Raw genomic sequence first — 12,469 nt, forward strand, 5'->3', positions numbered from 1 at the left:
TAAGCAGGATGGTCAGAATGAATAACTGATTCCTCCAAGAAAGTTAAGACCCTGCTGTTGATAATACAAATAACGCTGGTAGTTCTGGCCGAAGATATTATTTAACGACACAAAAGCAGATACCTGTTTTCCCAGGAAATAGTCAATTTTTATGTTGGCGTCATAAATTGGCTTCAGGGTATAGGTGACATTAGAGACTAGATTCCTGTTTTTTATACCCTCGTAAAAATATAAATCGGCCGTGACGAACAACTTTTTGTTCAGGATGTAGGAGTTTGTCCAGGTACCGGCCAGCCGCGGACGGCCCCAGGCTTCGGCCAGCCGGTCGAGGTTGTACCGGAAGAAATCGGCCTTGATCGCCGACCGGAACTTGTCTTTTTGCGCGTAGGCGAGCTGCGCCGAGATCGTCAGCACGCGGGATGTCCCGCCATCGTACAGAACGAAGAATTTTGTCGTGTCAGGAATGGTGTTGTTGAAGGTTGAAAAGTTGCGATAGCTGGCATAGGAAACCTTGCCTTCGTAGGAAAAGCCACCACCCAGTGCGCCCTTCGAGCCCCCGTATAGATCCAGCGATTTAACTGTGTTGGCCAGTGTTATTTCAGGAGCAAGCCACTTGTTCTCTGATAAAAAGGAGCGCAGCGTGTTCCGATTGATATCGCCATCGACCCCGGCAAAGAAGTGGATGTTACCCACCGGTGAAACATCGATGTCGACTACCGGGAAGGCTCTTGTGCTGTTCACCCCCGCCCGTTTGTCTGTTTCATTGACCGCGTTCAGCCCAGCCGTAATTGTCAATACCGGGGAGACATATTTGAACGTTGGCTTGACCCGGAACAGGTTACGATTGTCTACCAGTGGGCCATCCGTCCGCTGTGTCACATACGCATCGGCTGCCAACAGGGCGAACACCTTGTCGGTAATACCGAGCGACGCTGTAAAATTTGTACCCCAATCGGTTTCCGACGCGTTGTAAAGATCGCGCAGGTTGGTGATGCCGGTCCGGAGTGAATAATCGATAGCGTTATCGCTGTTGGCATTCTCGATACCGAGCTTGAAATTGACGGTATTCAGCCGTTGCCGGATCGATTCGGGGTTGAATGTTGGCTGGGCGGCATATTCACGGCTGTAGCCATAAAACCGGTACGCGTTTCGGTCGAAGCCCAGATCGGCCTGAAATTTGAACGCATCGGTCAGGAATTTGCCCGTTACCCGGGCGCGGGTATCGCTCTGGGCCGAGTTCTTGCCATCGACGGGGCCAATGGCCGACGACAGATGCCGCAACGAACCCTCTAACGCCAGATTCGACAGGGCATTGACGCCCACGAAGCCTTCCCCGAGAAATGAGCTGTAGTTACCAGCGCCAACCTTTACGTAGTTGGTGTAGGCAGGCGTTTCGTCAGGCTGGGTCGTAGCGGGCGACAGCACCGTCGTATTTATCTTCGGATCGCCAACGGTGAGTTTACGATCTTCAAATTCGTAGGTGAGTTTACGTTGCTCAGCCGATGGTTTGACCGAGGGTATTTTGTTAAAGAGCCGATTGGCCGGAGGAAGCTCGATTTTCCGGCTTTTCTCAACGGTGATTTCCTGATTGTCTACTTCACCTTCTTTCACGGGCCGCGTAGGGCGAGGCTGCTGCTGGGCGAAGAGCGTGGTAGAAATCGATAAAAGGGTAAGCGTAAGTAAGGGACGCACGATCATAGTGGATGTACGACGAACTACAGAGTGATGAGCGATGGGTGATGAGCAGTTGAGTAAATAACCCAATAAATTCACCACTCATCACCTACCAATTTCATCACTCTTCGTTCATCATTAATTTTTAGATTCCAGTCCAGCCAGCTTCTGTTTTGCTTCGGCAATGATGGTCTCGTCAGATGAGTTTTCGATAATCGAGTTTAGCACGGCTTTGGCCTGGGCAAACTCTTCCAGGGCTACGTTATTGTCAGAAACAAGAATAAACGCTTTCCCTTTCCAGTACTCGAAATCGGCGAAGAGTTCATTGAATTTCAACAGGGAGGCCACCGACTCTTTGTACTTTTTTTGCCTGAACAGGATGTCGCCGAGGTAGTACTGCGCTTCAGCTCCATTTACGTCCTTCGCTAATGCAATGGTCTTCTCAAATTCGGTTTGCGCTGTTTTGTAGTCGTTTTTGCCGAAGGCCACTTTACCAAGCATCAACTGCGCCCGGTTCTGCGCCCCAGCCACCACGTTGCCTACGGTAAGAACCTCACGCGCAAGAATGGCTGCCGAGTCGAGCTTTGGGTAAACAAAATAGGTATCCATAAGCCCCAGTTGAGCGGCTACCTGTTCGGCTTTTCCATCGGCTTTGCTCAAGATAGCCCGGTAGTTCCGAACGGCCTGCGGGTAATTCTTTTGCTTCGTTTCCAGTTCAGCGGCCCGGGTAGCGGCCCGAACCAGGAATTCAGACCGGTTGTCGGCTACGATCAGGTTGTAATAGCGCAGCGCATTAGCAGGGTCGTTCGTTTGCCGGTAGGATTCAGCCAGGTAATAGCGGGCCTCATTGGTGCCGGGGCTGGCTGGGTACTCCTGCATGAAGGCCAGCAATGACTGAATTGCCTGAGGATACTTCTCGTTGAAATATATATTCTTGGCATTGTCGAACTGAACGCGTTCCACATCGGTGCTGCCAGGATTGCCCTTTTTATACTGACCCAGCACCTGCGAAAACTCCTCGGGTCGCCCGGCATCATTCAGCGTATTCTGAATACCGAGCAACGCACTCTTGGCCTGATCGGAATCACCATAATCACTCAGGATCCGTTTGTAGTCGGCCACTGCCGGATCGTACTGCTGAAGGTTTCCGTAAGCGATGGCTCGTTTCAGCAGGGCCGCCGGAACCAGCGAACTGTTCGGTTTATCCTGAATCAATTTCGTGAAACCCCGGATGGCTACCTGATAAGCGCCTTTCTCAAAATCGACATTGGCGGTCTGGAACAGCGACTCATCGACAAATCGGGAGTTCGGATACTGACGTTGTACCTGATCGAACTGCGCCTTGGCTTCGGCGTCACGACCGACGTAACTCAGAATAACTGCTTTCTGATACGAGGCATAATCTTTATCTGGTGTGTTCTGAGCGATTGCCTGATCGTAGTAACGCATGGCGTTGTCATATTGCTTACCAGCAAAATAAGAATCGGCGAGCCGGAGCGTGGCGTCCTGTACCTGTGCCTGATCATCGGACGATGCCCCGCGGGCTATAAAGTCGCGGAAATAGGGGAGGGCCCGGGTGTAGTCTTTCTTATTATAATAGGAATAGCCAAGCGCATACAGGCTTTTGGTGGCATATTCGCCTGACCCACCTTTTGAAATACTGGCATAGAGCGGGATGGCCGTGTCATACTGCTTACCTGCTGAATAGGACTCGGCTTTCCAGAACTGAGCGGCCTGCTGGAGCGTGTTGTCGACCGGGTACCGCAATGATTTGTCCAGATTGGCAACGGCCTGTGGATAGCGTTCGGCATTGAAATCACTTACACCCTGATTATAGGTCAGCCGCTGGTAGGTCGCGTTGATTTTCGGCGTCCGGCGTTTTAACCCTTCGATGTAGGCAATGGCTGTCGGGTAATTGTTTGAGGCAAAATAAGCTTCTCCCACCAGTTCGTTAGCTTCATTCTCAAACTTACTGTCGGGATATTGCTTTAAAAATGCGGTCAGCTCACGAACGGCGTCAGCCCCTTTGTTCTGGTCTACCTGAAGTTTGGCATGGTTGAACAGCGCTTCTTCCTGTATGTCGCGGTTAAACGACAGCCGTCCTGCCTGATCGAAGGCCGTCAGGGCATAGGCCGGGTTTTGGGTCTGGAGGTAGCTGACACCAAGGGTGTAAGCGGCATACTGAGCCGTTGTATCCTTTCCGCCTGCCAAAGGCTTCAACTGAGTAATGGCGTCAGCGTAAGCGCCGGTACGAAACAGCGACTGCCCGTAACGGAACTTTACAGCGCCCGGTGCTTTGGTCCCCGTGGCGTTGATGTATTGTTTGTAGTAGGGTATCGCTTTCGCAAACTGATTCTGCTGGTAAAATACCTCGGCCGTAAACAAGGCTACTTCATTCAGCCCCGCACCATTGTTGCGTCGCAGCAGCGGTTCCGTGTACGTTAGCAGTTCGTCATACCGACGCTGCCGGTATAAGGCCTGCGCAATCCAGTTCGGCACCTGATTCTGGTAGATCGGGTTGGATTCTACCCGCCGGAAATCGGCTACGGCTTCGTTGTAATTCTTATTGCGGAAGTTAATGACGCCTGCATAATACGAAGCCGCCGGTGCGTCCGGAGAGTTGGCATCCGTTTTTATCCGGTTAAGCAGGGGTAATGCCTTTTGTAAGTCCTGTGTATTATAATAAGATAAGGCCAGCTGATAGGTGTAGGCAGTCTGAGCGGTGTTGCTGCCGCCCTGGGCTACGGCTTTCTCCAGAAAGTCGATGGCTTTCGGATAATCCTGACGGGTATAATAATACGTGCCCAGGTCGCCATATAACTGCCCGGCTTTTGGATGCTGGCTATGGTTTTTGACAAACCGGTCGACCAGTAGCTCAGCGCCCGGCTCGTCGACATATAAGCTCGTCAGGGCCACATAGTATTCGGCCTCTACTGCGTTCTGGTCAGCGGTGTTGAGCAGTGTACGGGGACCGTCGCCCAGGCGTGGTTCGAGGTATTGCCGGAATTCATAGCGGGCAGCGGCATAGTTGGCTTTTTCGAAAAGTTCAAGGCCATTACGGTAATGGTAATCGGGTTCAGCGTAACTCTGCGTTCGCTGCGCCGAAGCGGCCAGCGCAGTAAGCAACCCAAGGACCAGTACATACAGTGACCGGTTGGCTAAAAGCGGTAGCAACTGGTACTGACCTGGTTGGTGTTGAAGATAGGGCATAAACGAAATCAGCGGTTGTGAATGCTTGGAATGCATTGTAGTTTCGCCATTTGAATGGCAAATTTCACGTCAAATCTGGACAAAAAACGAAGGTATTCCCGTTTCCGTATGAAAAAAAACGCCCGGCTCCTGTATTTACTTACTGTCTGGATATTTTTTGCACCCAATAGCCCGTCCGCAGCAACTCCCCTAACGGACGACGAAACGCCCCCGGCCCCCATACCCAGCATCACCTACGTACTCTCGATGCCGGAGCCGCAAACGCACTACTTCGAAGTGGAGATGCAGCTTAAAAACAGCGCTGCGGCTACCAATGCCAAAAAGAACGGTTACGTCGATATTAAAATGCCGGTCTGGACACCGGGCTCCTACCTGATTCGGGAGTATGCGAAGAATGTAGAAGCGTTTACCGCTACCGCTGGTGGCAAAGCCGTCGCCAGCGACAAAATCCGCAAAAATGCCTGGCGCGTTTACTCCGCCGACAATGACCTGACGATTCGCTATCGTGTGTATGCCAATGAACTCACTGTCCGGACGAGTTTCGTGGATATCGATCATGGCTACGTGACCCCGGCGGGGGTATTCATGTACCTTGATGCCCTCAAAGGTAATCCACACCGGGTGGTTGTGCAGCCTTATAAAGCCTGGAAGCAGGTAGCAACGGGGCTAAAACCTGTTGCTGGAGCCACCTTCACCTATGAAGCAGCTGATTTTGATATACTGGTCGATTCGCCTATCGAGATTGGTAACCACAAAACGTTTAGCTTCACGGCTTCCAATGTGCCCCATACCGTAGCCATGTACGGCGACGCCGAGTACAATGAGCAACGGCTGACGGCCGACTACAAACGCGTTTGCGAAGCGGCTGCGACGGTGGTAGGTGAGCATCCCTGTACAGACTACACCTTTATTGTTCATCACATTCCGCCGGGTGGTGGAGGGCTTGAACACCTGAATTCAACAACCCTCGAAACAAACCGGTACGCCTACAGTACCGAAGCGAACTACAAGGGATTTTTGACCCTGGTCGCCCACGAATATTTTCACCTCTGGAACGTGAAGCGTATACGTCCCATTGCGTTGGGACCATTCGACTACGAGAATGAGAATTACACACACATGTTATGGCTGTCGGAAGGCTGCACCTCGTTTTACGAAGATAACATCCTCCGCCGGGCGGGTTTCCACACGCCGGAGGCTTACCTTGGTATTGTAGCCAACGACATCACACAAATCGAGAACCAGCCCGGCAACCGCGTTCAGTCGGCTACAGAGTCGAGTTGGGATGCATGGATCAAGGGATACCGTCCAAATGAAAATTCGTCGAATACGACAATCTCCTATTATAGCAAGGGAAGTGTGCTGGGAACGTTACTCAACCTGTCTATTCTGGCCGGCAGCAACGGCGAACGCAGCATGGACGACCTGATGCGTTACCTGTATGCTGAATACTACAAAAAACAGAAGCGCGGATTTACCGATGACGAATTCCGACGTGCAGCAGAACAGATTGCCGGCCGTAAACTCGACGACTTCTTTACAACAGCGCTTACAACAGCCGATCCTATTCAGTACAATGCGTATTTCGAGCCGGTCGGTCTTCAACTGGTCAATGTGGCTGGTAAGACGCAGGATGGCTTCCTGGGTGCGACTACGAGCGTGGTTAACGGAAAGTCAACGGTTACCAGCGTTCGGCGTGGTTCGGCGGCTTACACGGATGGGCTGAATGTAGGCGATGAACTAATTTCCGTCAACGGCCTGCGGGTGGGCGATGACCTGCTGCGATTCGTTAGCGGTCGGCGCGTGGGCGACGTTTTGCAACTCGTCGTTAACCGGTCGGGTCAGCTCCGGGAATTGCCCGTTAAGCTAACCCAAAATCCGCTGGTCAGTTACCGGCTGGAGCCCACAGCCAACCAGACAGCAGCGCAAAAATCACTTTACGCTAAATGGCTATTTATCAAGTAAGCAGACAGTTTTATACACAACAGGCCCGGCGATTTCGCCGGGCCTGTTGTGTATAAAACTGTCTGCTTAGGGTTGAAACATGCCTGGGCAGAATGCCAGACTACCGGTTATCTCTTCTCCGCTTGACCGATGTCCGACTGGCTACTTCGGCCTGAAATTTAATTTTCAATTGACGATCCAGTTCTTTGTCGCGGGGTACATAAATACTGGTCTTACCGTCCCAGGACTTGAGTAGCCAGTATACATTGTCGGTAGTAGGCGGAATAGACGTGTAAACAGGTTTGCTCATGCTATATACGGTGGGTTAAAACAGTACGATACGAATGGTAAAAAAAGGGTGTAGGCAATTTGCTCAACTGCCTACGAATGGGGAAAGGGAAGACGCACGTTTAGAAGGTGATCGAACGGATCACCCTAAACGATTTTTTTTACGTCGACGGCGTTAGGGCCTTTAGGCGTCATGGTAATGGCAAACGTTACCTTGTCCATTTCATTGATTGGCTCTGTCAGTGCGTTGATGTGCACGAAAATGCTGGCCTGGTTTTGCTGGTCTTTGATGAAACCGTAGCCCTTGGAAGCGTTAAAGAAGGTTACTACCCCCTGACGCGTCACTTCCTGCGGGGCTTCATCATCCTGTTTGGCCACGCCAATCTGGATATCCTCCTCGTTAATTTGCCGCTTTCTTCGCGGATCGGGCGGGGTAGAGGAGATGTTGCCGTTCTCGTCGACATACGCCATCATCTGGTCAAGAGGCTGACCCTTCTGCGCGGTTGCTTTCCGGTCCTCCTTCTTTTCCTGCTTATCTTTTCTCTTTTTCTGTCTTAATTTCTCTTTTTCCTTCTTACTAAATGATTCCATAGTTTGTGTCTAATCTCGCGGGCGAACCATGGTAAACGTCATGGGTTTAATTCGAGAATGATACCCTGGTAAGATCGATAGGGCTGTAAAAAATCTAGTTAAAACAGTCCTTCATTTAGAGAACCATTGGTAACTGAAATTAGTTGTTTATGGCTCATATATTGTAAAAAGTTTTCTGCTTCTTTTGTAGAACGGGCTTTTTTCATTCAGACGACTACACCGCAACCCCGTGCGTTTATGCCTTTGCGCAAGGAACGCAAGTTTATCGTAGCCAGCCGGTAGCGTCCGCCCCAAGGATAGTACGGGTATCAGGCACCGCTGAATGCCTTTATGGTGTAGCTACCAACACTGGCCATCGTTACTTCACGTTGAACCCCCATGCACATTTTTCGCTTCATTCGCTGCTTCACGATTGCGGGCCTGTTTACGATTGGGCTAGCCGCTGCTCAAACGGCTGACCGAGAACCCACATCCCTTGCGAAACCGGTCAATACAGCCCGCCCCTGGACATTCTGGTGGTGGATGGGTAGTACCGTCAACGAAACAGAACTTACGCTTCAGCTGGAGCAACTGGCCGAAGCAGGCATCGGGGGCGTTCATATCATACCCATTTACGGCGTAAAAGGATATGAAAATCAGGCTATCCCGTTTTTAAGCAAGCGGTGGCTGGCTGTCTTTGCCCACACGGTTCGGGAGGCCAGTCGGCTGGGCTTGGGAGTCGATCTGACAAACGGTACCGGCTGGCCGTTTGGGGGCCCCACCGTCACGCCCTATATGGCCGCTCAGAAATGGCAGCTAACCGGTAGCCAACTGACGGCTTCGCTGACGAATCAACAGGTAAAACGCCCGGCACCGGGCGGGGCAGGGCCGGCGCTGAACTACTTCGACGCACAGGCTACCGGCCGGTACCTGCGCTGGTTCGATTCAACGCTGGCAACCCTCCCTGAACGGCCAAGGGCCGTTTATAACGACTCCTACGAATTGTTCGGCGCGAACTGGACCGGTAACTTTCTCAGTGAGTTCAGAAAACGAAGGGGGTATGCCCTGGACAGCCAACTCCCTGCTTTTCTGGATACAAATCAGACCGACATGTCGATCCGGGTTCGGCAGGATTACCACGAAACCCTGTCCGATCTGCTGGCGGATGGATTTACCAAAACCTGGACCGGCTGGGCTACCCGCCAGCACTATGCAACCCGGAACCAGGCGCATGGGTCGCCCGGGAATCTGCTCGACCTGTATGCGCTGGCCGATATACCAGAGACAGAATCGTTTGGTAGCAGCCGGTTTGCCATTCCGGGCTTACGGGTGGACGAAGGGTATGAGGTCGACAACTTTGGTACACCTCATCCATTGGCTATGAAGTTTGCTTCCTCGGCGGCAAACCTGACGGGGAAGCGCCTGGTCAGTTCCGAAACGGGAACGTGGCTGGCGAATCATTTCAATGTGTCGCTCACGCAGTTGAAACCGCAGATGGATGAGTTATTCACGGCGGGTATCAACCACATATTTTACCACGGAATTACGTATTCACCCACCACCGAGAGCTGGCCCGGCTGGCTGTTTTATGCTTCGACCAATTACGGACCCACCGCTCATTTCTGGAAGGAGCTACCGGCGCTGAACCAGTATATTGAACACTGCCAGACCCGGTTGCAGGCCAGCAAACCCGACAATGATGTGTTGGTTTATTTTCCTATTCACGATTTGTGGGCCACCCGGGCGAAATCGGCGGGCGGTGTTCATCAACTGGAGGTTCACCATGTTGACCGCTGGCTGTTGCCATTACCCTTTGGCCAGTTGTGCGATACGCTCCGGCAACGGGGATACTCATTCGACTATGTGTCGGATAAACAACTGAATCAGCTTGCGGTATCGGCGGGTCGGATAACGGCACCTGGTGGGCGCTACCGGGTTATTCTGATTCCGGCCTGTCAGTATATGCCCGAGACGACCTTACGTCGATTGAAGGCGTTGGCGAAACAGGGGGCGACTATTGTTTTTGAAAAGGCATTGCCGCAGCAGGCACCCGGCTTTGCTAACTATGTCAATCGAAATGCGTTGATCCAGACGCTGGGCCTGGAAATGGGGCGGCAGGAAACGATCCACGTAGCCGCAGATGTGGTACAGACACTACAAGAACTTCATGTTCCTGCCGAACAACTGGCCACGCAGGGGTTGACATTCATTCGGAAGCGGGTAGCAGGCAAGGCGGTGTATTTTATCGCGAATCTGGCAAATCAGTTCGGGTCAGGCTGGGTATCACTGTCGACCGGAGACACCCACTGGTATCGGTACGATCCGCTTACTGACCAGACAACGGAAGTTCCTACGCGCCGAACGGCTATTGGCGGGACAGAACTGTGGTTACGGCTGTTGCCGGGGCAATCGTGCTTCCTGACGTCTTCGTCAACCTCACAGTCGGTTCGTGAGCAGAAGACAATACCCTACGGTCAGCCCGTGGTTGAGGAACTGACCGAGCCGTGGTCACTGTCGTTTCTGGCTGGAAAGCCAGCCGGATTGCCGCCTGCCAGGCTGGAACAGTTAACCAGCTGGACAACTCTGTCTGACTCGGCGAGCTATTTCTCCGGAACCGTCCGCTATGAAACATCCTTTACCCTGTCGGCATCGCCAACTCCGTCGGCAACCTACCGGCTGTCGCTCGGCGACGTGTGGGAAACCGCTCGTGTCTGGCTAAATGGGCAGGAAGTAGGTTTGGCGTGGTCATTGCCCTTTGAGATGACCATTCCTGTTGCACTGCTCAAACATGGCAAGAATAAATTAACCATCGAGGTAGTCAACCTGTCGGCCAATTACATGCGATTGCGGGATGGGCAGTTGCCCGATTGGAAGAAGTTCTACGATATCAACCTCGTCGATATTCGATACAAACCATTCGATGCCACCAAATGGAAACCGGCACCTTCCGGTTTGTTGGGGCCTGTTCGGCTGCTTAGCGAGGCAAACTAACAACTGAGCCAGGTAAGAGCGGGTGAGACAGCTATAAATCGGCCCACCGGTCCTTACCTGACACAGTCGTCAACTCAAAGGCTCTTCCTGGTTAGTTCACCATCGATGTTTCGCCAGATCGCCAACGGATTTTCGTTCTGTAGCGCCAGCGGCAGCAGCGTGTTGGGGAAGCTCTGGTAGGTGACAGGTCTAACGAAACGCAGGATGGCTCCGGTCCCGACAGAGGTGCTGCGCCCTCCGTCTGTTGTGGCCGGGAATGGTCCCCCGTGTGTCATGGCTTCGCTCACCTCTACGCCCGTCGGGAAGCCCCCGAACAATATCCGGCCAACATTACGTTGCAGCAATTCGATCCAGTTATAGGCCGACTGGTTTAATTCTGCCTCCGATGCATAGAGTGTCGCCGTTAGCTGGCCTTCCAGCATGTTCAGACACTCGGCTAGTTCAGCCTCCGTATGGCAGACGACAATCAGCGAACTCGGTCCGAATACTTCATGACTCATATCGGGACTCAGTAGAAAGAGTTGAGCCGTAGTGGTCAGTACGGCCGGACGCCCTTCGGTTCGGTCATCGCTGGGTTCGCTTTCGCTCTCGGCCAGCAGATGCACGCCGGGAATCACCCGAATCTGCTGGATACCCTTCTGAAACGCTTTATGGATTCCTGCATTAAGCATCGTAGCCGGTGACGATGCCTTTATCTTTTCAGCCACCGTACTCAGAAATTGTTCGGTTTGACGCGACGGGGCTGACGTACCTGTCTGTTCATCAGGTTCGGTTGAGTCGAGCAGGAAAGTAAGGCCGGGGTTGGTACAGAACTGACCGACACCCAGCGTTACGGAGGCCGCTAAGCCAGCCGCCACCGTTTCTGCCTGTTGCGCCAGCGCCCCCGGTAATATCACCACCGGATTTACGGAACTCATTTCGGCATAAACGGGAATAGGCTCGGGGCGCTCGTTGGCTACCCGCTGTATAGCCAGCCCGCCAGCCCGTGAGCCTGTGAAACCAACGGCTTTTACGGCAGGGTGTGCGACCAGAGCCTGTGCTACGTCGTTATCGGCATGGACCAGCGAAAAGACGCCGTCCGGCATGCCGGTTTTCTCCGCAGCGGCTACGATGGCCTGCCCCACCAGCGACGACGTGCCGGGGTGGGAGGGATGGGCCTTGACAACTACCGGACAGCCTGCCGCCAGTGCCGAGGCTGTATCGCCACCAGCCACCGAAAAAGCGAGGGGAAAGTTACTGGCTCCAAAGACCACTACAGGCCCCAGCGGAACCAGCATCCGCCGTAAGTCTACGCGTGGTACCGGTGTTCGGTCGGGAAGGGCGGTGTTGATGCGGGCATCTACCCATGACCCCTCGCGGAGCAGGTTGGCAAACATCCGTAACTGACCCGTGGTGCGTCCCCGTTCGCCCGTAATACGGCCTGTAGGCAGGCCGCTTTCGAGGACGGCCCGGTCAATGAGCTCCTGGCCGATGGCGTCAATTTCAACGGCTATGGCGTCCAGGAAATCGGCGCGCCGGTGGGGGTGTAAGTTTGAATAGGCTGAGAAAGCGGCTGCCGCTTTCTCGACGGCTCTATTGGCCTGCTCATTAGAAACGTTGGTAAATTCGTCTTCCAGAACTTGGGCCTGGGCGGGTGCCAGGGCCTGAAAAAGGTCGCCATCACCTGAAACCGGTTCGTTACCGATGAAACTGGCGGTGAAATAAGTTGCTTGCATGTAATTGAGTCGTTTTTATAGGTAAACACCGGGCAGGCTGCGACATAGTCCACGTCGCAGCCTGCCCGGTGTTTCTA

General features: G+C 53.1%; 7 protein-coding genes. 2 read left to right on the forward strand and 5 right to left on the reverse strand.

The genetic code is table 11. The features are described 5' to 3' along the window. Nucleotides 1–12 precede the first annotated feature (12 nt). The gene (locus FH603_RS00485) at nucleotides 13–1,698 is read right to left on the reverse strand and encodes a TonB-dependent receptor (RefSeq protein WP_186734937.1); all 1,686 of its coding nucleotides are present in this window, start codon (nucleotides 1,696–1,698) and stop codon (nucleotides 13–15) included. A 114-nt stretch (nucleotides 1,699–1,812) separates the two neighbouring features. Beyond that, a complete protein-coding gene (locus tag FH603_RS00490; RefSeq protein ID WP_186734939.1) occupies nucleotides 1,813–4,884 on the reverse strand; it encodes a tetratricopeptide repeat protein in 3,072 nt (1,023 codons plus the stop codon). A gap of 108 nt (nucleotides 4,885–4,992) precedes the next feature. Here FH603_RS00490 and FH603_RS00495 point away from each other — a divergent pair, with 108 nt between their 5' ends. Next, nucleotides 4,993–6,849, forward strand: a complete 1,857-nt coding sequence (locus FH603_RS00495; RefSeq protein ID WP_186734941.1) for a M61 family metallopeptidase — start codon at nucleotides 4,993–4,995, stop codon at nucleotides 6,847–6,849. A 100-nt stretch (nucleotides 6,850–6,949) separates the two neighbouring features. On the opposite strand, the gene FH603_RS00500 is transcribed toward FH603_RS00495, so the two are convergent. Beyond that, nucleotides 6,950–7,138, reverse strand: coding sequence for a hypothetical protein (locus tag FH603_RS00500; protein WP_186734943.1), 189 nt, complete (start codon nucleotides 7,136–7,138; stop codon nucleotides 6,950–6,952). Nucleotides 7,139–7,263: 125 nt separating this feature from the next. Next, the gene (locus FH603_RS00505; protein WP_186734945.1) at nucleotides 7,264–7,707 is read right to left on the reverse strand and encodes a cold-shock protein; all 444 of its coding nucleotides are present in this window, start codon (nucleotides 7,705–7,707) and stop codon (nucleotides 7,264–7,266) included. Nucleotides 7,708–8,085: 378 nt separating this feature from the next. Between FH603_RS00505 and FH603_RS00510 the strand changes: the two genes are divergently transcribed. Continuing rightward, a complete protein-coding gene (locus tag FH603_RS00510; RefSeq protein WP_186734947.1) occupies nucleotides 8,086–10,677 on the forward strand; it encodes a glycosyl hydrolase in 2,592 nt (863 codons plus the stop codon). A 74-nt stretch (nucleotides 10,678–10,751) separates the two neighbouring features. On the opposite strand, the gene FH603_RS00515 is transcribed toward FH603_RS00510, so the two are convergent. Beyond that, the gene (locus tag FH603_RS00515; RefSeq protein ID WP_186734949.1) at nucleotides 10,752–12,392 is read right to left on the reverse strand and encodes an aldehyde dehydrogenase (NADP(+)); all 1,641 of its coding nucleotides are present in this window, start codon (nucleotides 12,390–12,392) and stop codon (nucleotides 10,752–10,754) included. Between the last annotated feature and the right edge of the window lie 77 nt (nucleotides 12,393–12,469).

This window comes from Spirosoma utsteinense (assembly GCF_014282275.1).
In the GTDB taxonomy this organism is placed as follows: Bacteria; Bacteroidota; Bacteroidia; order Cytophagales; family Spirosomataceae; genus Spirosoma; species Spirosoma utsteinense.